This window comes from Agromyces sp. Soil535 (genome assembly GCF_001428255.1).
In the GTDB taxonomy this organism is placed as follows: Bacteria; Actinomycetota; Actinomycetes; order Actinomycetales; family Microbacteriaceae; genus Agromyces.
In genome coordinates this window covers 16,634-38,365 of sequence record NZ_LMRW01000014.1, presented here as the reverse complement: position 1 = coordinate 38,365, position 21,732 = coordinate 16,634, and the positions used below count along the sequence as shown (strand labels likewise).

Here is a 21,732-nt window from a genome sequence, read left to right as displayed (position 1 = left end):
ATGCGAGTCATCATGCACCTGAGCATTCATCACGCCTCAGGGTGTGCGAGGTGCTTGACGCGCTTTTTCGCGCTCTTCTCCACCAGGACAGGCACGAAATCACGGACGGGCCGGCCATCATAGGCCCGGTGCTCCTCCGCCACGATCTTCTCGATCTCCGCACGCTCGACACCGGGGTACTTCTGCGCGAGACGGTCGATCACTTCTTCGACGCTGCGTTCTTCGCCGTCTTCGCGCTCCTGCATGATCCGAGTCTCTGTGCATATGCATGGGCCGTCAACAAATCGCGACGCGGCAGGGGCGCTCGTTGTCCCGGCAGACCCCTTGACAGGACCACCAGCGCTGTCCTTCGACCGTGGGGAAGCGCTCCCCCGTCGTCCCGTCTGGCTCGCGCCCTATTCGACGAAGCGTTGGACGAATGCGAGCGCTTCGTCGGCGACTTCGCGCCAGCCGGAGTCGATGGTCAGCGAGTGCCCACGATCGGGGATGATGATCTCCTCGGTGATTCCGATGTTGTTCTTCGCCTGGATCTTGTAGCTGGCGTTGATGATCGCGGGCGGGACGGTGTGGTCCCTCTCGCCGCCGATGATCAGCAAGGGTCCGCGGGCGGGGTTCTTCGAGTCGACCTGCGTGTCGCCGCCGAAGGGATTGAAGTTCGCGAACGCCGCCTGGAAGAGCGCGACGCCCGCGGCCGCGACGTGGAACTCCTCATACAGGCGCCGCCCCTCCTCCTCGCTGAGAGCATTGACCCAGCCGTACTGGAACTGCTCCCACGTCAAGGACACCCCTCGTCCCACGTTCGCCGGATTCGCCAACACAGGCGCCGCCGACTTCAACGACGAAGCCGGCAGCGGGAGTACGCCCTTGAACGGTGCGTTGTCGATCGACACCGTCACCGCGGCGACACCTTCGCCGGCGATCTTCTGCGCGATGAGTCCGCCGAAGGAATGACCGATCACCACCGGACTCCGATCGAGTTCGGCGATGGCCTCGAGGTAATGGTCGGTGACCTGCTGGACCATCTTCTTCGCGAATGCTTCTGGGTGCTCGCGCGCCTCTGCCACGGTGGCCGGGTCGTCGGGCCAGCCGGGAGCGAGTGCGACGAATCCGTTGTCCTCGAAGAATTCGCGCCACGGCGCCCAGCTGCTCGAGAGAAGCCAGAGGCCGTGGACGAACAGCACGGGCATCCGATCCGACTCATTCGCCCGAGCGATCTCGCCTCGTTCCCAGTCGGCGAGAGTGGAGGTGGTGTCACTCATGTGTCGTCCTCTCAACGGCGGCCGTGCCTGTTGCGCGGCCGAAGCCGTCTCCAGCGTAGGACGATGACAACCCGACGGCGAGGCGCGGGTCGGAGCCACAACACGAGAACACCCCCGGTTCGCCGGGGGTGTTCTCATTCCCGCGGTGCCGCACTGTGCCTCAGCTGCCACCGTCGCCGTCTTCCGATCTCTGCTGGAGTGCCGTAGACGCGCACTTCGGGCCGCTCGATGAGCGCGCGTGCTCAGCCGTCCGCAGGCGGGGTGCCACCCGGACCGTCCGTGGGCGGGGTGCCACCTGGACCGCCGCCCTGGCCGTCGGCCGGGGCGGAACCGCCACCGCCTGCGGCCGTGGTGGTGTCAACGCCGACGTCGAGCGTGACGGTGAGGCCGCCCTCGATGCTGCCGGTCACGGTGCCGAGCTGGCTTGCGCCGCTGTCGTCGCTGAACACGTTGTCGGTGGTGAGCGAGACCTGTGCGAGGTTCCGGACCGACTGGTCGTAGCCGTTCGTGGCGTAGACCTTCTCACACCAGTCCTGCGGCAAGGCCACCTGCGAGGTGGCGATCGCGTTCGTCGAGTCGGTGATGCTCTCGGCATCGGGGTAGACCTCGAAGTGGATGTGCGGCCATCGGCCCGTATAGCAGGCCGGGAAGATGCTCGTGAAGGTGACGTTGCCGCTGGCATCTGTCACCTGCGCGCCACGCAGGTAGTTCTCATCCTCGACCCCGGTCGAGTACATCGAGTAGTTCCCGTCGCGGTCGCAGTGCCAGACGTACACCGCGACTCCCTCGAACGGCGCGCCGTCCTGCGCGAGGTCGAAGATGTTGAGCTTGAGGGTCATCGGCACGCCCTCGGCGGTGGTAGTGCTCGTGCCGAAGCTGGACCGGATGTCGCTGCGGATGATGCCGCTCTGCTCGAGCACGTCCGCGCCATTCGACCCGTCGCCGGGGTACGGGCCCGCGGTCTCTTCGGGGATCTCACTCAGCCCGGTCGTAGCTGCGCTCGCACCGCTCGTCGCTCCGGAACCGCTCGGGCTGCAGGCGGCGAGACCGAAGCTGACCGCACCGAAGCCGAGTACCGTCAACACGTTGCGTCGGCTCAGCAGCGTTCCGACATCGAACCCAAGCCCTTGGTCGACCAACTCCTCCTCGGGGCGGGGTAGGCGCCTGCCCTGATACTCGGGCTGGGTGGGAGATGTCATCGTGGCTCCTTCATGTCGGTGACTCGTTCGCACTCACGGTAGGGAGCGCTGCTTTGCATGGCCTATGGGAACGCTCCCAAACCCCGTCAGGCCCCATCCAACTGAGAGTCGTCCATCGGCGCGGGTTGTCCGAATCCTGAGACCAGCTCAACGGGTTCTTTCGATACGGCGGCCGCCTACGCCACGCCGACGCGCCGGATGCGGTGAGATGATGGACGGGTGTCCAGCCAGGAGCGGCCGATCTGGATCTGCCCCTTGTGCGGTGCGCGACTCGCGAGTCGCAACCTCTGGCACTCCTGCGGCACGCACACCTTGGAGGCCCTGTTCGACGGTGCCGAGCCGGGCGTCCTCGAGACCGCCCGGGCCTTCGTCGCCGTCCTGGAGACGCTCGAGCTGGGTCCAGGTCATCCCGCAGAAGAGCCGGCTCGTGTGCGTGGCCCGCGTCCGGTTCGCCGGGCTCTACCCGCGCAAGTCGGGATTCGTGGTGTCGTTCGCGCTTCGGCGACGACTGGACAGCCCCCGCATCTGGAAGGTCGAGGACTACGGTCCCGGGTGGCAGGCGCACCTGGTGCGCATCATGACGGTTGCCGACCTCGACGACGAGTTGGCTCGGTGGCTGCACGAGTCGCACGACGCGGTCGGCCTCCAGCAGGCGTGGACGACAGCACCCGGGTGAATCTGTCAGGACGACCGAGCAGGTGGTGGAGGTTTTCGATGGTGCCTGGCCATGACCTCGATCCCGCTCGAAAGCTGCGAATTTCGCACACACCCTAACGCTCGGACGACAGCGAGCGTAGGTTTGCGTTATATCGCGTGTTTGACCTGGTGGCGCAGCAACGGTGCTCGATGAAGACGGGGCCTATGGACCTGAATGAGTGACGGCACACCGCGAGCGCTTCTCGAACGTGGAGGTGGTGGTCGTGGACGTCCTCATCTGGGTGTTCGTCACACTCCTGATCCTGGTCGTCGTCTCGATCGCGACGGTGTTCCTCATCGTGCGAGCGCTGGTCAAGCGCATCCGCCGAAGTCGCGCGATCGCCGGCGGCGTGCTGCGAACTCGCGCCCGGTTCAGTTCGGGTCCGCACGGGAAGGTGCTCAGGCTGCGAGTACGGCTCGAGGAGATCCTCGCCAGCGGGAAGGCGGCAGTCGACCTCGCCGCCCGCGGCGATGGACCACGTGGTGAACTTCCGGAACTCTTCCGGCGCATCGAGCACGAAGGCGCCGCCCTGGACCTGCAGCTCCGACTGATGGAGAGCGAGACCGATTCCGCCGTGCTCGCCGAGGAACTCAGGGCTGCCGGCCTTCGCGTCGAGCAGGTCGCCGGATTGGTCCGTCGGCTCCGCTCGGCCGTCGCTCTCGGGCTCGAAGGCGTCACCGACGACACCCTCACCACGCTGCGCTCCGATGTCGACCGGGAAGTGGCCGCATTGCATGCCGGGGTGCAGGAGCTGCGCACCCTGAACCGCGACGGACTCGTCGACCCGACAGGGCACCAGCCGACCGAAGCCTCAACCGTTCGAGATAAGGGGACCCGACCATGAGCAACACGTCGCGAATGCGAACCATCTTCCGAAGCAAGACCTCCCGAGCGCTCGACAAGGTGGAGGACCCTCGTGAGATGCTCGATGACAGCTACGACCAGCAGGTGAAGCTGCTGCAGCAGGTCCGTCAGGCACTCGCCGAGGTGGCGACGGCGAAGAAGCGGATCGACCTCCAGGGCCAGGAGATGGGCGCCCGGTACCAACGGCTGGCCGGCCAGGCCCACGAGGCACTGAGCCAAGGGCGCGAGGATCTCGCACGCGCCGCGCTGGAGCGCCGCTCCCTGATCGAGAGGCAGGTCGCGAGGCTCCAGGAGCAGTACACGGCGCTGCAGAAGCAGACGGCGCAACTGGAGGCGCGGGAGCGTCAGCTCGCCGAACAGGTCGCCGCGTTCCGCGTCGAGAAGGAGACGATCAAGGCCACCTACACCGCATCCGCAGCGCAGGTGAAAGCGAACGAGGCCGTGGCGGGCATCGGCGCGACGATGAACGACATCGGCACCAGCCTCGACCGCGCACGAGACCGGGTCGCCCAGATGCAGGCCCGCGCCGCCGCCACCGACGAGCTGCTCTCCAGTGGTGCGCTGCAAGACCTCACCGTTGCGCCCGACGCCGACATCGAACGGCAGTTGTCGGCACTCAGCGCGCAGGCAGAGGTGGAGCGCCAACTGCAGGCGATGAAGCAGGCCGACGCCGCAGCCGGGCCCCAGCGCCCCGACGAAGGAGACGGCCGGGCCGAAGAGTGGCTGAGCATCGGGCAAGGGCCGAACACTCCCTAGCGTCTACGTCTCACACCGTGACGGGCCGGCTCCCCCTCAGGATCGGCCGGAAGAACGCGGCGAGCTCGTCGGTCGCGGTCAGCGGCAGCACGTGCGCGACATACTGGTCGGGCCGCACCACCACGCCGGCGCCCCCGCGGTCGATCCCCCGCGCCTCGAAGACGTCCTCCTGGGGATCGGCGGCGTACACCTTCTCGTAGTCGATGAGCTGGAAGGGTCCGGAGTGGGGCAGGAACACGTCGGGCACGACGCCGAGGTCGACCGCCGTGTGGTCCTGCTGGTAGATCACCTTCACGTCGAACCACGCATCACGGTCGGCGTCGGCCGGGGTCGCCGCGATCGGCGAGTCGGCGGCGGTCGCGAGCCACTCGGCGAGGCTTGCGACGGCGGATGCCTCGCCGGCATGTGCCGCGTCGGCGAACACGTAGATGCGCCACCGGCCGTCGGCGGTCGCATGGTGACCGAGGTGCACCGGATTGGCGTCGCAGACCCGCACGACCTGCGCCGACTTGAAGCGCTTGCCGATCGGGAACCCGGTCGCGAGGTCTTGGTGTGACGCTTCGGCGACAACGAGCGACTGGGCGTACTGGGTCATGAAGCCGGCGGGGAACTCGAAGGTCCGGGCGTAGAACTCCTCGAGCTCCGACGGCGAGGCGAACTCCTCGGGCTTCTTGGCCATCATCGTCGACCACTGCTTGTCGAAGTCGATGAGGTTCTTGGCGACCACCTGGCGCTCGGCGGAGTAGGTGGCGAGCAGGCTCTCCGGCGCTCGCCCCTCGAGCACGTGGCCGAGCTTCCAGCCGATGTTCCAGCCGTCCTGGATCGACACGTTCATGCCCTGGCCTGCCTTGGCGCTGTGCGTGTGGCAGGCGTCGCCGGCGATGAACACGCGCGGGGTGCGCGAGCCTGCGGCATCCGTCGGCACGTCGTCGAACCGGTCGGTGAGGCGGTGGCCCACCTCGTACACGCTGTGCCATGCGACGTTCTTCACGTCGAGCGTGTACGGGTGCAGGATCTCGTTGGCCTTGGCGATGATCTGCTCGATCGTGGTCTGGCGAACGTGATGGTGGTCGTCGGGGGCGACCTCGCCGAGGTCGACGTACATGCGGAACAGGTAGCCGCCTTCGCGCGGGATGAGCAGGATGGAGCCCGCCTCGGACTGGATCGAGCATTTGGTGCGGATGTCGGGGAAGTCGGTGACCGCGAGCACATCCATCACGCCCCACGCGTGGTTGGCCTGGTCGCCCGCCATGTGGCAGCCGATCGCCGCTCTGACCTTGCTGCGCGCCCCGTCCGCCCCCATGACGTATTTCGCGCGTACGGTGCGCCGTTGACCCTCGCGCTCCCCGGCAGTGTGCGCCAAGGTCACGGTCACCGGGTACTCCCCCTCGTCGGCGACCTCGAGGCCCTCGAACTCGTAGCCGTAGTCGGGCTGCATGCGTGTCGGCGCGTTCGCCGCGAACTCGGCGAAGTAGTCGAGCACCCGCGCCTGGTTGACGAGGAGGTGCGGGAACTCGCTGACGCCGCTCGGATCGTCGGGGGTACGCTTCGCTCGGACGATGCGCGACGGATCGGCGGGATCGGGCTTCCAGAACACCATCTCGGTCTGCCAGTACGCCTCGGCGACGACGCGCTCGGCGAACCCGAACGCCTGGAAGGTCTCGACGCTGCGCGCCTGGATGCCGTCGGCCTGGCCGATCTCGAGGCGCGCGGGTCGCCGGTCGATGATGCGGGTCGTGACATCCGGGAACATGGACAACTGCGCCGCGGCGATCATGCCCGCGGGACCCGAGCCCACGATGAGCACGTCGACCTCGTCGGGAAGCTCCTCGGGTCGGTCGATGCCGACACCGGCGGCCGGGAGCACCCGGGGGTCGCCGGAGACGTATCCGTGGTGGTGGAACTGCACGGGCTCTCTCCTCACATCGTCGTGTGGTGGCGATCGGTGCCTTGTTCGATTATCGAATGCACCATTCTCATATCGCGCATGGCGATGATATGCCCAGGACCAGCGACGCGCAAACCGCACCCCCCAGTACGCTGACCGCTATGCACAACGTCGCGCGACTCGTGGCCGCCGCGGGAGCCGTTCTCACCGGCATCGCCCTCTCTGGTTGCACTCTCCCCATCGACCCGGTCAGGCCGGATGCCACGAGCCCCGCGGCGGCGGCGGCGGCCTCCGTGGCAGCGACCGAGCCGGCGGCCTGCCAAGACGAGTTCAGCGCCGACCTGCGGTGGGATCCCGATCGCGAGGTCCCCGTGACCGCGGTCGTCCAGCTCACCAACGGGGGTGCGAGGCGGTGCGACCTCACAGGCTTCCCCGGCGGTGTCGAGTTTCTCGCCGACGGCCATCCACTGACGGTCTCGTACGACCAGGGCGAGCAGGCCGACGGCTTCGACCGAGCGGGCACCACCGTGACGGTCGACCCGGGCGCATCGGCGTACGTCTGGATCTGGGTCGACCGGGGAGAGCCGGAGGCGGGCGCACCGCCGTGCGAGTTCCCGGCCGCAACCACCGAACTGGCGCTCACGCTGCCCGGTGCGACCGTCCCGGTAACGGCGCCCGCCGAGATCGAGGTCTGCACCGACGAACGGATGCTCCGGTACGGCCCGGTCGACTCCGAGCCGCGGGTCGCGGCGCTCGGTTTCTGACCGTTCGCCCGGTCGGCGCGTCCACGACTCGCGCCGCCCAATCGACAGTCGCCACCTGGGGTCCCGTCAGGTCGGCCACGGCAGTTGGAGCGCCACGGCGGATGCCCCCGGAGCGATGCCTCCCTCGGGCACGACGAGCACCGCGTCCGCCGCGGCGAGGCCGCGGAGCATCCCGGAGCCGGAGTGCGCGGTCGGCGTCGCGACCCCGTCGCGCACCGCGACCGGCACCAGGCGGGTGGTGCGCAGGCGACCCTCCAGCCCTGTCGTGAGCGTCACTAGCGTGGCGCCGATCGCCCGGCCGGTCCACGCCGCGAGCAGCGGGCCGCCGACGGCGAGGAGCCCGAGCACCGCGGCGAGCGGGTTGCCCGGCAGCCCGAGGATGAGCCGGTCAGCGGTCCGCGCGAGGAAGGTCGGGCCGCCGGGGCGCATCGCGACCGACGGCACGATGAACTCCGCGCCGAGGTCGCGCGAGGCGGCCCGGACCCGATCGACGTCCGAATGCCCGGTGCCGCCCGTCGTCACGACGAGATCGACCGGATCCGTGCCGATCGCGGCACGGGTCGTGTCGGTGTCGTCGCCCACCCGGTGGATGGCGGCGACCTCGGCTCCGAGCTCCTCGAGGATTGCAGGCAGTGCGACGCGGAAGCTGTCGCGCACCCGGCCCGGCACTGGGATGCCGGCCTCGACGACCTCGTCCCCTGTGAGCACGAGCGCGACGCTGGGACGACGCCGGACCGCCAGCCAGTCGGCACCCGTCGCCGCCGCGAGGGCCACGCGCGGCGGGGTAAGCAGGACACCGGCTCCGAGCACGGACTCGCCGGCCGCCGCCTCGGTGCCAGCGGGCCGGATATGGCGGTGCTCGGCGACATCCCGCCGACCCGTCTCTCCGACGGGCTCGAGCCGGTCCCCGACCACCCGGCCCGCTTCGGCACGGAGGACGGCGTCGGCGGTCGGCGGCACGAGTCCGCCGGTCACGATGGCGACCGTCTCGCCCGCCCCCGGTTCCGGACCGGCGACGAGGCGCCACGGCGGCTCGCCGCGCACCGCCCAGCCGTCCATCGCGGATGACGCGTAATGCGGCAGCGGGATCGGCGTGCGAACGTCCTCGGCGAGCACGCGTCCGACGGCGTGCTCGAGCGGCACGGACTCGACTGCCGGGACCGGCGTCGCGGCGGCGGCACGTGCACGGGCGTCGTGCCAGTCGAGTCCGCGGCTCATGGGGCGGCGAGCCGCCGGACGCGGTCGAGCGCGTCGCGGGCCGCGGCCTCGGCGTCCGCGCCGGCAGCGGCGGCGAGGCCGGCGGCATAGCCGGCCAAATAGGTCGTGATCGGCGCAGCGGGTCGCATGATCGCGTGCGCGGCCACCCCGGCGACCCCGAGCACCTGCTGGATATCGAGTGGCGCATCGACGATGCCGAGCTCCGCTCGGACCCGGTCGGCCCAGTCCGCCAGCATGCGGTCGAACTCCTCGTCTGAGACGCTCATCGTCCCTCCTCCCGTTGCGCCGACCGCGTTCGCGTCGGCCCACGTGTCCACATCCATCGTCGCGGTCGGCGGCACCTCGACATCCACCATCCGCAGCGGCTCGAGCAGCCGGCGCATCGAGACACCGTCGAGCTGCCCGGCGGCGGCGATCGCCGCATCGAGAGCCGTGCGGCGGACGACGCAGGTCAGGTGCTGCGGCCGGCCGTCCGCGTCCACCGCACGCGCACCGTCCCCGTCCTCGGGGAGGGCGGCCAGGAGCAGCGGGATCGCGACGGCCACGAAAGGCAGGTCGCCCGCGAGGAGCAGCACGGCATCGCCGCCCGGCGCCAGCTCGTGGACGCCCGCGGCGACAGCCGCGGCGGGTCCGCCGAACGGCGGTTGCTCCCGCACGACGCGGACGTCGGGCGGCAACATGGATTCGCCCGACTCGCCGACCACGACGCGATCGCGAGCGACCTCGGCCGCGGTCACCACACGCTCCAGGAGGGTGCGTCCGTCGACACGCAGGTCGCCCTTCGCGGCACCCCCCATGCGCGTCGCGCGACCGCCCATCAGGATCACCGCATCGACTACGAGCACGGCTTCACTTTAGATCGCATCCGCCGCAGCCCCATCCGTGATAGGCAGGAGGCATGGGCAGGATCACGGCGAGGACGCGGGTGACACGGATCACGGTCGGCGGGGCGACGTCCCGCCGCGAGGATCTGCTCGCGGTGGAGGAGCCGCTCGAGATCCGTGTCGGCGGCACGCCGCTCGCCGTGACGATGCGCACTCCCGGTCACGACGTCGACCTCGCCGTCGGCTTCATGATCTCCGAGGGCGCGATCTTCCGGGGCGACCAGGTCGCGGCGGCCATCCACTGCGCAGGTGCAGATGGCGAGAACACCTACAACGTGCTCGACCTCACGCTCGCGCCCGGAGTGCCGGCACCGGATGCCTCGCTCCAGCGCAGCTTCTACACGACGAGCTCCTGCGGCGTCTGCGGCAAGGCGAGCATCGACGCCGTCCGCACGCGGTCCTCCTACCCGATCGAGGACGACCTGCGAGTGGACCCGGCACGGCTCATCACCTTCCCCGACCGGCTGCGCGCCGGGCAGGAGGTCTTCGAGAAGACCGGCGGGCTGCACGCGGCCGCGCTGTTCGACGGCCGCACCGGCGAGCTGCTGGTGCTGCGGGAGGACGTCGGCCGCCACAACGCGGTGGACAAGGTGATCGGATGGGCCGCCCGCGAGGCGCTCCTCCCGCTGCGCGGGACGGTGCTGCAGGTGTCGGGCCGCGCGAGCTTCGAGTTGACGCAGAAGGCGTCGATGGCGGGCATCCCCATGCTCGCCGCGGTGTCGGCTCCATCGTCGCTCGCGGTCGAGCACGCGAAGGACGCCGGCCTGACGCTCGTCGGCTTCCTCCGGGGGGAGTCGATGGTGATCTACGCGGGCGCGGAACGCATCGCCGAGACCGTGGAGGCGCGCTGACGTGAGCGAACCGACGACCGACCCGTATCCCGACCTCGAAGTCGGCCCCGGCAAGCAGTGGGCGGTCGGCGTGCCCGCGATCCTCCACTCGATGGAGTCGGCGCTCGGCAGGATGGGACCGGCACGCACGGCGCGGCTCGCGCTCGCCATCAATCAGAAGGACGGCTTCGACTGCATGAGCTGCGCGTGGCCGGATCCGGGCCATCGCAACGTGCTCGAGTTCTGCGAGAACGGCATGAAGGCGACGACCTGGGAGGCCACGCCCATCACCGTTCCCCGGTCGTTCTGGGCCGAGCATTCGCTCACGTCGCTGCTCGACCGGAGCGAGTACTGGCTCGGCCAGCAGGGCCGGCTCACGGAGCCCGTGGTCAAGCGTGCCGGCTCCGACCACTACGAGCCGATCGCCTGGGATGACGCGTTCCGCCTGATAGCCGAGCGCCTCAACGCCCTCGACTCGCCCGACCGGGCCGCGTTCTACACGAGCGGACGCACGTCGAACGAGGCGGCGTTCCTCTACCAACTGTTCGTTCGCGCGTTCGGCACGAACAACCTGCCCGACTGCTCGAACATGTGCCACGAGTCGACCGGGACCGCGCTGACGGCGACCATCGGAATCGGCAAGTCGACCGTCGCCTACGACGACTTCGCGAAGGCCGACCTCGTCATCGTGATGGGCCAGAACCCCGGCACGAACCATCCCCGCATGCTGACCGCCCTCGAGGAGACGAAGCGCAACGGCGGCCGCGTCGTCTCCGTGAACGTGCTGCCCGAGGCGGGACTCATCCGCTACAAGAACCCGCAGAAGGTGCGCGGCATCATCGGCAAGGGCACGGAGATCGCGGACCGGTTCCTGCAGATCCGCGCCGGCGGCGACATGGCGCTGCTCCAAGCCGTGTCGAGGCGCGTGCTCGACGCCGAGGATGCCGCGCCGGGGACCGTGCTCGACCACGAGTTCCTCGCCGAGCACACAGCCGGCCTCGATGCCTTCCACGCGCACCTCGCCGACCTCGACGAGGCGGCGGTGCTCGCGGCCACCGGGCTCGCCTCCAGCGAGATCGACGACCTCGCCGCCGAGTACCTCGCGGCCGACCGGGTGATCATCACGTGGGCGATGGGGCTGACGCAACAGAAGAAGGCCGTCGCGACGATCAAGGAGATCGTCAACCTCCTCCTGCTCCGCGGCAACATCGGGAAACCTGGAGCGGGCGCGTCGCCCATCCGCGGGCACAGCAACGTGCAGGGCGACCGCACGATGGGCATCTGGGAACGGATGCCGGAGCGGTTCCTCGCTGCGCTCGAAGGCGAGTTCGGCTTCCCCGTGCCGCGCAGGCACGGCGCCGACGCACTGCAGACGGTGCACGGCCTGCGGGACGGCGAGATCGAGGTGTTCTTCGCGATGGGCGGCAACTTCGTGGGCGCGATCTCCGACACGGCGGTCGCCGAGTCGGCGATGCGCGGGGCGAAGCTCACGGTGCAGGTCTCGACGAAGCTCAATCGCTCACACGTCGTCACCGGGGAGGAGGCGCTCATCCTGCCGACCCTCGGCCGCACCGAGATCGACCTGCAGCAGGGGCATCCGCAGTTCGTGTCGGTCGAGGACAGCGTCTGCGCGGTGCACGCCAGCCATGGCGCGCTCCCGCCGGTCGCGCCCGGCCTGCTGTCCGAGGTGGCGATCGTCTGCCGAGTCGCGACCGCGACGCTCGGCGGCCGCCACGAAATCCCGTGGCAGGCGTTCGAGGACGACTACGACCTCATCCGCGACCGCATCTCGCGCGTGGTGCCTGGTTTCGAGTCGTTCAACGAGGACGTGCGGAGGAAGGACGGCTTCGTGCTGCCGAACGGACCGCGCGACGAGCGCCGGTTCGACACCCCGGGCGGTAAGGCGATCATCACCGTCAACGAACTCGAGCATCTCGAGCGGCCGCCGGGTCGGCTCATCCTGCAGACCCTCCGTTCGCACGACCAGTTCAACACGACGATCTACAGCCTCCACGACCGGTACCGCGGCATCAGGAAGGGCCGCGACATCGTGTTCGTGAATCCCGACGACCTGGCCGAGCTCGGCCTCGCCGACGGACAGCGCATCGACGTGCACAGCGAGTGGCCGGGGCAACCCGACCGGGTGCTGCCCAACCAGCGGATCGTCGCGTATCCGACCGCCAGAGGGTGCGCGGCCGCGTACTTCCCCGAGGCGAACGTGCTCGTGCCGCTCGAGAGCGCCGCGGACGAGAGCAACACACCGGTCTCGAAGGCGGTCATCGTGCGCCTCGAGCCCCGCTCGTAGCGCCTCGGGCCCCGCTAGAAGATGTGGAGCTTCTCCAGCATCGCGAGCGGGTCGTCGAGGGACTCGAAGAGGTCCTTGTTGTGCTTGATCATCTTGCTGCGCATGTAGACGCGGAGCCACTGCTTGTACATGTACAGCTCGTACCGATCGAGCATCTCGTGGAGCGGAAGGTCGGGCTCGGTGAGGAGCTCGGCCAGCTTCGTCGCGCACTCGAACCCGAGCGAGATCGACTGGAAGTATGGCGAGCCGATGGCGGAGTCGCCGGCGAGGAATACCAGTGAGTGGGCCAGGGGATGGTCGCGCCGCCCGGACCTGAGCCACTGCCGGCTCGTCGTGTTCCGGGCGCGGTACAAGTCGAGGGGGATGCGGACGATCTCGAGGTCGCCGATCACCTCGCCGTGGGTCTCCTGCCGGACCTTGTCGATGAACCGGTCCATCGACTCGGCCACGCCGGGGAAGTTGCCGCGCAGCCACGCGCCGTCGAAGCGCGACGGCATCGCGTGGAACTCGTCGGCGGTGATGCTGATGATGCCCGTCACGTGGCTGACGCTGCCGTCGTAGTGGGTGCGGTGCACCATCGGGATGAACTTGTAGTGCGCGTTCTCGATGTTCTTGTAGTACTTGCAGTACTCGTTGCAGTCGTACGGCTGGCCGTACAGGAACGTGATGACGAGGGCGTACTCGAGCCGCACCTTGACCGTGTTCGCGTGCGCGTCCACGTCGTCGTCGCCCGTGGTCAGGTGGTCGCGGAGCAGCGAGTTGCTGCCCGTGCAGTCGATCAGGATGCTCCCCGGCTCGAGCATCGCGATCGCGTCATCCGCCTTGACGACGGCCGAGGTGCGCTGCACCGGGTTCGACACCCGCTCGTCGATCAGGTCGCTGACGGACCGCTCGATCTCGTTGAGCGCGCAGAACCCCAGCGACCATTCGCGAAGCAGCCCCATCAGGTCCGAAGGGAGCGACTGCCGGAACGCGATGCCGTCCGCGAGCTCCTCGGGATCGAAGAGCGCTCCGATGCTGTCCCCGTCGATCGCGTCCACCTCGTAGGTCTCGACCGAGTCCGCCACGAGGTATGGGGCGAGCTGGACCATCCGCGTGCGCGTGTACTCGCTCCGCTTCTCGTAGAGATGCACCGACATGCCCTCGATCGGCTGGAGCAGCGCCGTCAGCATGAGACCGACCGGCCCTGCGCCGATCACGTGTACCTGGCCGTTGAAGGGCCGGGACTCGAGTGTGACGAAGTCGGACGGCGGGGACATGCATCCTCCTTTGCTCGAGCAGGAGCGCCGTGCCACGACGAGGAGCGATTCGGAACGGAGCTCCCAGCGAGCGCGACCGGTCACCAGCGTACCCCCGGCGGGAGATGAAGGCCGGAGTGGTGGTTTGCTTGGATGGGCCGCTCCACGCCCTGCGGCCGAAGGAGATGACCATGACGGATGCCACGACCGAGACCGAGGCGCGCGATGGGCGCACCCAGCCCCGCCCGCCCGGAGACCCGACCTCGACCTTCTTCCGCGCAGGCCGTCGGAACCGCTTCACGGCGCGCGAGGCCGTCGTCACGGCCGTGAGCCGGCCGGTCGAGGAGTATGTCCGCGTGACGTTGTCGGGTCCGGACTTCGCCGACTTCGAGAGCACCGGCCCAACTGACCACGTCAAGGTCTTCTTCCCCGACCCGATCACGGGGGAACTCATCGCCCCACGCGCCGTCGGACGGGGCGAGGACGGCATCGTCCGCCCCGATGCGCCCGCGTTCGCGCGGGACTTCACGCCGCTCAACGCCCGGCTCGACCCTGCGACCGGGCATCGTGCGATCGACGTCGACATCCTCCTCCATGTCGACCCCGGTCCCGCGGCGCAGTGGGGTATGAGGGCGGCCGTCGGAGACCGTCTGGTCGTCGTCGGCCCCCGCGGGTCGAAGTCGGCGACGCAGAACGCGCCGCACGTGCTGTGCATCGTCGACGGCACGTCGCTGCCGGCCGCCGGCCGATGGCTCGCCGAGGTGCCCGCGTCCACGCGGGTCGAGGTGCTCGCCGACGTGGCGGGCGAGCTCGAGTGGGTCCGCACCTACCTCCGAGCCGAGACCGGTCGCGAGGCGGTCGTCACTGCGACGGGCGACGACCTGGTCGGCGCCCTCCGCGACGCGGGCGTCGACGGCGGCACGTACGTCTTCGCGGCGGGCGAGGCATCCCGCCTGGTGGCCCTGCGACGATTCCTTCGACGCGAGCTCGCCCTCCCCCGCGACCAGTTCGCGCTGAGCGGCTACTGGAAGCGGGGAACGGCGGCGTTCGACCACCACGCGCCGATCGACCCCGACGATCCGGAGGAGTGATCGGGCGACCGGCGACGCGGCATCCGCCCGCTCAGCCCTGCCCGTGCTTGGCGTAGGGGTTGAGGAGCGCCTCTCGGGTGTCGGGGTGCACGCCCTCCTCTGTCGCGCTCGGGCCGTCCGCGGGAGGGAACGACTCCGTCATCGACATCGGCATCGCCGAGTTGCGGTAGAAGTTGTTGGAGCCGCCCGACGGGGTCCAGTCGTTCGGCTCCCAGTCGGGCACGTAGTTGCGGTATCCGCCAGTGTTCACCTCGACGCGCATGCCGCTCGGGTCCCGGAAGTAGAGGAAGTTCTGCTCGCCGATGCCGTGGATCGAGGGACCGTACTCGATGTCGGTGCCGTTCTCCATGAGCACGTCGGCCGCCTGCAGGAGGTCCTCGCGGGTGTCGACCCAGAACGCGTAGTGGTTGATGCGTCCCGCCCGGGTGGAGCCGTCGAGCACGACGCCGAGGTCGTGCGACTTCTCGTTCGTGGTGAGCACGCCGAACACCGTGATGGGGCCCTCGTCGAGGTTCGTGTAGGCCATGATGCGGAAGCCGAGCACGTCGCTGTACCACTTCGCGAATCCGCGCACGTCGGAGGCCGCGATGGTGACGTGGTCGAGCTGGCGGGGTGCGACGGCGTGGCGAGAGCGACGCTCGGGGCGGTCGGGGTAGATCGACACGAACCTGCCCTCAGCGTGGTACCTCTCGACCTCCCAGTACAGCTGCATCGCGTGGCCGTACGGGCCGGTGAAGGTGTAGGAACGTCCATGGCCGAAGCCGGAGTCGTGCCAGTCGCCCTGCACGCCGGCGGCCTCGATGCGGCGCGCGGCCTCGTCGAGGGCCTCGTCGCTCGTGGTGCGCCAGGCCATCACGGCGAGCGACGGCTCTGGTCCGTGCGAGATGACGAGGCTGTAGGTGTAGTAGTCGCCCCAGTTGCGGAGGTACGTCTTGCCGCCCTCGCTGGCGATGGCGCGGAGTCCGACCTGCTCTTCGTAGTACGCCACGGATGCCGCGGGGTCGGGCGCCGTGATCTCGATGTGGGAGAGGTGGGAAAGGAGTTTGATCATCGTCGATCCTTCGTTCGAGGTGCGGTGCTGGCCGCGTGGTTCGGGTGCCGAGCGCCGGCACCCTTCCACTTTCGGTCAGACGTCGGTATCAGGGAAGCCGAAAGTGATGATGCCGAACATCGATCGCGCTGATAGACTGAGCTCCCCTGACCTCATCGAAGGAACACAACGTCGTGTCCGACCGGGCCCCGCTCTCCCGACTCGATCTCAACCTGCTCGTGTCACTCGACGCGCTGCTCACCGAGCGCAGCGTCACGCGCGCGGCCGAACGCCTGCACCTCAGCCAGCCGGCGCTCAGCGCATCACTCGCGCGGCTCCGCACGCACTTCAACGATCCGATCCTCGCGAGGACCGGCAACACCTACGAGCTCACGCCGCTCGCGTCCCGCCTCTCCGAGCACACCGCGGCGGCACTGGATGCCGCGCGACGCGTGTTCGAGAGCCAGGCGGAATGGGATCCCAGCCAGTCGACACGCGAGTTCTCGATCTACGGCTCGGACTACAGCTTCTCGACGACGGGTCGGCGCGTGGCCGCACTCGCGGCCGAACGCGCGCCGGGCGTGCGCTTCCGCTTCATGCTGCACACTCCGCAGATCGTCGAGGACGCCGTCAACCGCCTGCGCGGCGCCGACGCCATGCTCATGCCACACGGATTCCTGACCGACCTCCCCTTCACCGACCTCTGGACCGACGGCTGGGTCATCGTCGCAGCCGACGACAACCGCGCCATCGGCGAGCAGGTCACGATCGACGACGTCGCCCGCCTGCCCTGGGTGTTCACGTACCAGTCGCGGACGGCGTTCACGTCGGCGACCCGCCAGATCCAGCAGCTCGGCATCGAACCCCACGTCGAGTCGGTGGTCGAGAGCTTTCTCGCGCTGCCGATGTTCATCGCCGGCACGAACCGTCTCGCGCTCGTCCAGGCCGGGCTCGCCGACTATGCCATGCGCGTCGCCGGGGTGCGGGTGTTCGAGCCGCCGTTCGACGCGACCCCCATCCACAACGCGATGTGGTGGCATCCGGTGCATCGCCGCGACCCCGAGCACGAGTGGTTGCGCACACTCGTCGTCGAGGCCGCGGCGGGCCTGGGCGACGACACCGCCTGAGCGCGTGGCTCCGCCCGGCTGGGCGCGCGAGCGCAGCCGACCGGGCCGACGCCGTCGAGGCGCCGGACCCGCCCGGTCTGCGCGACCTCACGCCGTCGCGGTCACCTCGTCGACCTGAGTGGTCGCCGATCGCCTGAGTCCGAATCCCAGCAGGAACGCCGCGACCGCGCAGGTGATGCCCACCACGCCCACCGCGACAGGCAGCGCACCGCCGACCGCGGCGGTGATCGCGCCCATCAGGATCGGCGTGAGGAACTGGCCGAAGAAGAACGACGCCGTCCACAGCCCGGTAGCGCGCCCGCGCTCCTCGAAGCGGATGGACGCGAGGGCCCACGTGAGCATCGTCGGCAGCAGGAGGCCCGAGCCCGCGCCGCCGACGATGGCCCCCGCGGCGACGCCGGGAACGCCGCCGACCAGCCAGATGAGGAACATTCCCGCCGCCTGCAGGGCGAACGCCGCGGGGAGGAGCCGCTTCGGCCCGACCTTGGCGATCCGCGTGAAGGTGAAGCCCCCGGCTGCCGTCGCCAGCGAGGCGACCGCCGCGATCCCGCCGATCGTCGGCGTGTCGGTCGGTGCGACGCCCGCGCCGACGAGGAGGTAGCCGCCCTCGATGATGAGCACGTAGAACGTGAACCCGCCGAACAGGCCGACGATGAGGGGCAGCGCGAGTCTGCGCCACGGGATGGGCACCTTGGGCGCTCGTACGTGCTCATCGGTGGTGTCGGCCCGGCTCGGCTCCCACAGCAGGAAGATCATCGGCACGGCGATGATCGCCGCGGCCAGGTAGATCCAGAAGGGTGTGCGCCAGCCCGCCGCACCCGCGGCGCCGCCGATCGCGATGAAGGCCGTGGCGGCCAGGGTGGTGACGATGGTCTGGAGCGCGAGGTACTTCGCGCGCCGCTCGGGTTCGTGCCAGTAGTCGACGATGAGCGTGGTGCAGACCGTCATGATGGCCGCCTCGGTGATGCCGACGCCGACGCGCGTCGCGAGGATCGCGGGGAGCGTGTCGAGGAACGCCGGCGCGATGCCCACGAGGGTGTACACGAACATCGCGACGATGAGCAGCTTCTTGCGCCCGAGACTGTCAACGATCTGCCCGGCGAACGGCGCGAAGAGCGCGATCATCAGCGCCGGGATCGCGACGACCAGCGGTACGAGGATCTCACCCCCGGGCACGCCGCCGAACTCGGCCGAGAGCTGCGGCAGGATCGGCGTCAGGAGCACCGACCCCAGCACGGGCATGCAGCTGCCCGCGAGCAGCAGCTCGGCTTGGAGGACACCGGCCCGGCGGGTGCCGGGTGCGGTCTGGACTGAGGTGTTCGCCATTGAGACTCCTCGGGTGGTGGGTGTGTGGATGGGTGGAGCTACCCTCTACGGCGGGCGCGCGAGCGATGCCGTGCCGGAGGGATCGGGGGGACGTGAACCGCACGTCCGACGGTGTTGCGGATCTCGCCGATGCCCTCGGCGCGCATGACGACCTCATCGCCCTCGGCGAGCGGCGGCGGGCTGAGCTCCCCCGCTCGCCCCCACAGCTCGGCGAGGCATCCGCCGTTGCCGGCCGTGCCCGAGCCGAGCACATCGCTGGGCACGACGCGCGAGTCGCGGGACGCGTAGGCCACGAGGTCACGGAACGGCCAGCCCATGTTCGAGAGCAGGTCGTGTCCGATTCGTTCGCCGTTGACGAAGGCCTCGAGCTCGATGGCCAGGAAACCGTCGTCGTCGACCAGGCCGACGAACTCGTCGGCGGTGACGATCCAGGGGCCGAGCGTCGTGGCGAAGTCCTTGCCCTTCGCGGGCCCGAGGCGCACCTTCATCTCGCGGGCCTGGATGTCGCGTGCCGACCAGTCGTTGAAGATCGTGTAACCGAAGATGTGCGAGTCGGCGTCCGCGGGGGCGAGATCGCGGCCGTCGGAACCCGCGACGCCGCCGATGACGACGCCCACCTCGAGCTCGAAGTCGAGGCGCGCCGTCGTAGGCGGCCGCACCTCCTCGCCCGTCGCGATGATCGAGTGCGGGTTGGTGAAGTAGAAGGTGGGCAGCTCGTACCACTCGGGGGCGACGTGGCTGACCCCGTCGACCGACGCGGTGACGCCGTCGACGTGCTCCTCGAAGGCCGCGAAGTCGCGCACGCTCGCGGGCGTGAGCGGCGCGAGCAGTTCGACCTCGGCGAGCGGCACGAGCGGTACGGATGCCGCATCCACGACCTCCGCGGCGAGCCCGGGCAGCTCGGCGAGGCCGGCGGCGAGCGCGTCGGCGACGGTGAGCCCTCGCGGGAACGGGACGACGCCGTCGCCGATGACGAACCCTTCGGCGACGGTGCCCTGATGCGTCCACCTGGCGATCCTCATGCCGCTCCTCCTTCCGTCACCGTGACGCCTGCATGCGCGCGCGGCAGGCGCGACCCGAGCAGCTCGGCCGCGTTCCCCGAGAGGATGGCGCGTGCGTCCGCCTCGGCGAGCCCCGCGTCGTGCACGCGCTCCACGGGGTCGTCGACGCCCATGTCGAACGGGTAGTCCGAGCCGAGCAGCACCCGGTCTGCGCCTGCGGCGTCCACCAGCGCACCAAGCGCCCCCGGCGTGTGCACGAGGGAGTCGAAGCGCAGGCGGCGCAGGTACGACGACGGCAGCTCGCGGCATCCGTGGGCCTCGGGCCGAACCTGCCACGCGTGGTCGGAGCGACCCAGGAACGTGGGCAGGTAGCCGCCGCCGTGCGCGGCGACCAGCCGCAGGCTCGGGTGTCGGTCGAGCACGCCGGAGAAGATCAGGTGCGACAGCGCGACCGCGTTCTCGACGGGCTGCCCCACGGTGTTCGAGAGGTAGTAGCGGTCGAGCCGCTCGTCGAGGCTGCAGCCGAACGGGTGCAGGAACACGATCGCGTCGAGCTCCTCCGCGCGCGTCCAGAACGGCTCGAGCCGCTCGTCGGAGAGCTCGACGTCACCCGCGAACGACGACAGCTCGACGCCCGCGAGGCCGTTCGCGACCACGGCGTCCTCGAGCGCGTCGACCACGAGATGCGGATGCTGCAGCGGCACGAGCCCGAGGCCCAGCAGCCGGTCGGGCGCGCCCGCGACGTGCTCGGCGATGGCACGGCTCGCCTCGCGGGCGGCCCACGCGGCGAGCTCCTCGCCCGCCCAGGGGTAGTAGTGCGACGGCGACGGCGACACGACCTGCACGTCGACGCCCTGCCGGTCCATCTCGGCGAGGCGCACGACGAGCGCGGTGAGGAGCGCCATCCGCTCGCCGATCATGCGGCCCGACGTGGCGAGGCTCTCCGGCCCATTGCGCCGGGCCTCGAGGGCCTGCGCCGCGGCGAACCCGTCGGGGTCGCGCGCGCCGATCGACTGCTGCAGCGCGGGCAGCAGCAGGTGAGCGTGCACGTCGACCACGGGTCCGCCGTGACCGGCGGGCGATGCGACATCCGTCGAAGGCACCTCGTTCATGCCGGCTGGCTCACGAGCATCGCGATGCGGCGGACGAGGCCGGGCACGTCGGCATCCTGCACGTGGTCGATCTGCCACTGGCCGAGCTGCACGGATGCGTCGACGACCTCGGTCGCGCGCGGCAGGCGACGCGCGTGGAACTCGTCCCAGAGCGACTGGTTCACGGCGTCGCGTGAGAGCAGCAGCTCGGACAGCACGACCGCATCCTCGCCGGCCTGCGCGGCGCCCTGCGCGATCGTGGGCGGGCAGCTGTGCGCGGCCTCGCCGATGATGACGACCCGGCCGCGGTTCCACGCGTCGGGCACGACGTGCTGGGTGAACGACGTGTAGTTGACGCGCGACGCGTCGTCGAGCGATTCGCGGATCTCGTTCCACGGCCCGCCGTACCCCCGCGAGAGTTCCTTCATCACCTGGACGCCCTGCTCCGGCGAGAGCAGGTGCCGGTCCTGCGCGGGCTCGACGACGTAGGCGTACATCATGTCGTCGCTGGTCGGACAGTACCCGGCGATGTAGACGGGGCCGCCGTAGTAGAGGTCGGTGTGCGTGACGTCCTTCGGCCGCGGCACGAAGGCGCGCCAGATGCCCATGCCCGTGCGCTGCGGCTCGACCTCGATTCCGAGCTGCGCGCGGATCGACGAGTGCAGGCCGTCGGCGCCGATGAGCAGGTCGTAGCGGCCGGTCGAACCGTCGCTCAGCGTGATGTCCACGCCGTCCGCGTCCTGCTCGAAGCTTTCGACCGTGGTGCCATAGTGGAACCGCGCGCCCACCTCGGTCGCGCGGTCGGCCAGGATGCGCGCGAGGTCGGGCCGGTACATGCCCGCGGTCGCGGGATAGTCGGGGCCGCCGGTCGGCGCGTCGGGGATCTGCGCGATCACCTGGGCCTCGGGGCCAGGCGCGCGGAGGCCGAGCACGTCGAACGGGTAGCCGGCCTCCTTGACCTTCTCCCACACGCCGAGCCGGTCGAACACGCGCAGCGCGTTGCCCTGCAGCGTGATGCCCGAGCCGAGAGCGGAGAGGTCGGGCTTGAGCTCGAAGACGTCCACGTCGACGCCGCCCTCGGCGAGCAGGATGGCGGCGGCGGTGCCGGCCACGCCGGAGCCGACGACGGCCACTCGGGAGACTGCGATCATGGGGATCCCTCCT

Annotated in this window: 20 protein-coding genes; 8 read left to right on the top strand and 12 right to left on the bottom strand. The window is 69.9% G+C overall.

Annotated elements, in window-relative coordinates:
• Positions 1-29 precede the first annotated feature (29 nt).
• The 3 genes from ASG80_RS12550 to ASG80_RS12540 form a co-directional block, all read right to left on the bottom strand.
• Complete coding sequence (locus ASG80_RS12550; protein ID WP_056731193.1) at positions 30-245, bottom strand: three-helix bundle dimerization domain-containing protein; 216 nt, start codon at positions 243-245, stop codon at positions 30-32.
• Between the two features lie 150 nt (positions 246-395).
• A complete protein-coding gene (locus ASG80_RS12545; RefSeq protein ID WP_056731191.1) occupies positions 396-1,259 on the bottom strand; it encodes a carboxylesterase in 864 nt (287 codons plus the stop codon).
• A gap of 242 nt (positions 1,260-1,501) precedes the next feature.
• Positions 1,502-2,458 carry an intradiol ring-cleavage dioxygenase gene (locus ASG80_RS12540; protein ID WP_056731189.1) on the bottom strand — a complete coding sequence of 319 codons (957 nt, stop codon included), beginning with the start codon at positions 2,456-2,458 and terminating at the stop codon, positions 1,502-1,504.
• A 433-nt stretch (positions 2,459-2,891) separates the two neighbouring features.
• Between ASG80_RS12540 and ASG80_RS12535 the strand changes: the two genes are divergently transcribed.
• The 3 genes from ASG80_RS12535 (at position 2,892) to ASG80_RS12525 (ending at position 4,775) form a co-directional block, all read left to right on the top strand.
• A complete protein-coding gene (locus ASG80_RS12535; RefSeq protein ID WP_156401828.1) occupies positions 2,892-3,134 on the top strand; it encodes a hypothetical protein in 243 nt (80 codons plus the stop codon).
• Between the two features lie 199 nt (positions 3,135-3,333).
• Positions 3,334-3,999 carry a hypothetical protein gene (locus tag ASG80_RS12530; RefSeq protein ID WP_056731184.1) on the top strand — a complete coding sequence of 222 codons (666 nt, stop codon included), beginning with the start codon at positions 3,334-3,336 and terminating at the stop codon, positions 3,997-3,999.
• Positions 3,996-4,775: a PspA/IM30 family protein gene (locus tag ASG80_RS12525; protein WP_056731183.1), complete on the top strand. Its 780-nt coding sequence runs from the start codon at positions 3,996-3,998 to the stop codon at positions 4,773-4,775. The genes ASG80_RS12530 and ASG80_RS12525 overlap by 4 nt, the downstream gene beginning before the upstream one ends.
• Positions 4,776-4,785: 10 nt before the next feature.
• On the opposite strand, the gene ASG80_RS12520 is transcribed toward ASG80_RS12525, so the two are convergent.
• Positions 4,786-6,684, bottom strand: a complete 1,899-nt coding sequence (locus ASG80_RS12520; protein ID WP_056731181.1) for an FAD-binding monooxygenase — start codon at positions 6,682-6,684, stop codon at positions 4,786-4,788.
• A gap of 140 nt (positions 6,685-6,824) precedes the next feature.
• Between ASG80_RS12520 and ASG80_RS12515 the strand changes: the two genes are divergently transcribed.
• Positions 6,825-7,427 carry a DUF4232 domain-containing protein gene (locus ASG80_RS12515; RefSeq protein ID WP_056731176.1) on the top strand — a complete coding sequence of 201 codons (603 nt, stop codon included), beginning with the start codon at positions 6,825-6,827 and terminating at the stop codon, positions 7,425-7,427.
• A 66-nt stretch (positions 7,428-7,493) separates the two neighbouring features.
• On the opposite strand, the gene ASG80_RS12510 is transcribed toward ASG80_RS12515, so the two are convergent.
• Positions 7,494-8,645, bottom strand: coding sequence for a molybdopterin molybdotransferase MoeA (locus ASG80_RS12510; protein WP_056731174.1), 1,152 nt, complete (start codon positions 8,643-8,645; stop codon positions 7,494-7,496).
• Positions 8,642-9,490 (bottom strand): NTP transferase domain-containing protein, encoded by an 849-nt coding sequence (locus ASG80_RS24460; protein ID WP_082590271.1) that lies wholly within the window; start codon positions 9,488-9,490, stop codon positions 8,642-8,644. Before ASG80_RS24460 ends, ASG80_RS12510 begins: the two co-directional genes overlap by 4 nt.
• A 53-nt stretch (positions 9,491-9,543) precedes the next feature.
• Between ASG80_RS24460 and fdhD the strand changes: the two genes are divergently transcribed.
• Positions 9,544-10,380, top strand: coding sequence for a formate dehydrogenase accessory sulfurtransferase FdhD (gene fdhD, locus ASG80_RS12500; RefSeq protein ID WP_056731171.1), 837 nt, complete (start codon positions 9,544-9,546; stop codon positions 10,378-10,380).
• 1 nt (position 10,381) lies between these two features.
• Positions 10,382-12,664 (top strand): FdhF/YdeP family oxidoreductase, encoded by a 2,283-nt coding sequence (locus tag ASG80_RS12495; RefSeq protein ID WP_056731169.1) that lies wholly within the window; start codon positions 10,382-10,384, stop codon positions 12,662-12,664.
• A gap of 14 nt (positions 12,665-12,678) precedes the next feature.
• Here the strand turns inward: ASG80_RS12495 and ASG80_RS12490 are convergent, their stop codons facing one another.
• Complete coding sequence (locus ASG80_RS12490) at positions 12,679-13,923, bottom strand: NAD(P)/FAD-dependent oxidoreductase (protein ID WP_056731167.1); 1,245 nt, start codon at positions 13,921-13,923, stop codon at positions 12,679-12,681.
• 170 nt (positions 13,924-14,093) lie between these two features.
• Here ASG80_RS12490 and ASG80_RS12485 point away from each other — a divergent pair, with 170 nt between their 5' ends.
• Positions 14,094-14,993, top strand: a complete 900-nt coding sequence (locus tag ASG80_RS12485) for a siderophore-interacting protein (RefSeq protein WP_082590269.1) — start codon at positions 14,094-14,096, stop codon at positions 14,991-14,993.
• A gap of 31 nt (positions 14,994-15,024) precedes the next feature.
• Here the strand turns inward: ASG80_RS12485 and ASG80_RS12480 are convergent, their stop codons facing one another.
• Entirely contained in the window at positions 15,025-16,044 is a 1,020-nt protein-coding gene (locus ASG80_RS12480; protein WP_056731165.1) for a VOC family protein, read from the bottom strand.
• A gap of 173 nt (positions 16,045-16,217) precedes the next feature.
• On the opposite strand from ASG80_RS12480, the gene ASG80_RS12475 reads away from it, so the two are divergent.
• Entirely contained in the window at positions 16,218-17,150 is a 933-nt protein-coding gene (locus tag ASG80_RS12475; protein WP_056731164.1) for a LysR family transcriptional regulator, read from the top strand.
• Between the two features lie 87 nt (positions 17,151-17,237).
• Here the strand turns inward: ASG80_RS12475 and ASG80_RS12470 are convergent, their stop codons facing one another.
• From ASG80_RS12470 to ASG80_RS12455, 4 genes are read right to left on the bottom strand one after another with little or no spacing between them, the layout of a single operon-like run.
• Positions 17,238-18,476 (bottom strand): MFS transporter, encoded by a 1,239-nt coding sequence (locus tag ASG80_RS12470; protein ID WP_056731161.1) that lies wholly within the window; start codon positions 18,474-18,476, stop codon positions 17,238-17,240.
• Positions 18,477-18,514: 38 nt separating this feature from the next.
• Entirely contained in the window at positions 18,515-19,498 is a 984-nt protein-coding gene (locus ASG80_RS12465) for a fumarylacetoacetate hydrolase family protein (protein ID WP_056731159.1), read from the bottom strand.
• On the bottom strand, positions 19,495-20,589 hold the full coding sequence (locus ASG80_RS12460) for an amidohydrolase family protein (protein WP_056731157.1): 1,095 nt from the start codon (positions 20,587-20,589) through the stop codon (positions 19,495-19,497). The genes ASG80_RS12465 and ASG80_RS12460 overlap by 4 nt, the downstream gene beginning before the upstream one ends.
• Positions 20,586-21,719, bottom strand: coding sequence for an FAD-dependent oxidoreductase (locus ASG80_RS12455; protein ID WP_056731155.1), 1,134 nt, complete (start codon positions 21,717-21,719; stop codon positions 20,586-20,588). Before ASG80_RS12455 ends, ASG80_RS12460 begins: the two co-directional genes overlap by 4 nt.
• Positions 21,720-21,732: the final 13 nt, after the last annotated feature.

Bases quoted from the DNA above. Each gene is read 5' to 3' on its own strand.
- ASG80_RS12470 (WP_056731161.1), bottom strand. From the start codon at position 18,476: ATGGCGAACACCTCAGTCCAGACCGCACCCGGCACCCGCCGGGCCGGT.
- ASG80_RS12515 (WP_056731176.1), top strand. From the start codon at position 6,825: ATGCACAACGTCGCGCGACTCGTGGCCGCCGCGGGAGCCGTTCTCACC.
- ASG80_RS12550 (WP_056731193.1), bottom strand. From the start codon at position 245: ATGCAGGAGCGCGAAGACGGCGAAGAACGCAGCGTCGAAGAAGTGATC.
- ASG80_RS12510 (WP_056731174.1), bottom strand. From the start codon at position 8,645: ATGAGCCGCGGACTCGACTGGCACGACGCCCGTGCACGTGCCGCCGCC.
- ASG80_RS12460 (WP_056731157.1), bottom strand. From the start codon at position 20,589: ATGAACGAGGTGCCTTCGACGGATGTCGCATCGCCCGCCGGTCACGGC.
- ASG80_RS12490 (WP_056731167.1), bottom strand. From the start codon at position 13,923: ATGTCCCCGCCGTCCGACTTCGTCACACTCGAGTCCCGGCCCTTCAAC.
- ASG80_RS12455 (WP_056731155.1), bottom strand. From the start codon at position 21,719: ATGATCGCAGTCTCCCGAGTGGCCGTCGTCGGCTCCGGCGTGGCCGGC.
- ASG80_RS12480 (WP_056731165.1), bottom strand. From the start codon at position 16,044: ATGATCAAACTCCTTTCCCACCTCTCCCACATCGAGATCACGGCGCCC.
- ASG80_RS12525 (WP_056731183.1), top strand. From the start codon at position 3,996: ATGAGCAACACGTCGCGAATGCGAACCATCTTCCGAAGCAAGACCTCC.
- fdhD (WP_056731171.1), top strand. From the start codon at position 9,544: ATGGGCAGGATCACGGCGAGGACGCGGGTGACACGGATCACGGTCGGC.
- ASG80_RS12485 (WP_082590269.1), top strand. From the start codon at position 14,094: ATGACGGATGCCACGACCGAGACCGAGGCGCGCGATGGGCGCACCCAG.
- ASG80_RS12540 (WP_056731189.1), bottom strand. From the start codon at position 2,458: ATGACATCTCCCACCCAGCCCGAGTATCAGGGCAGGCGCCTACCCCGC.
- ASG80_RS12465 (WP_056731159.1), bottom strand. From the start codon at position 19,498: ATGAGGATCGCCAGGTGGACGCATCAGGGCACCGTCGCCGAAGGGTTC.
- ASG80_RS12545 (WP_056731191.1), bottom strand. From the start codon at position 1,259: ATGAGTGACACCACCTCCACTCTCGCCGACTGGGAACGAGGCGAGATC.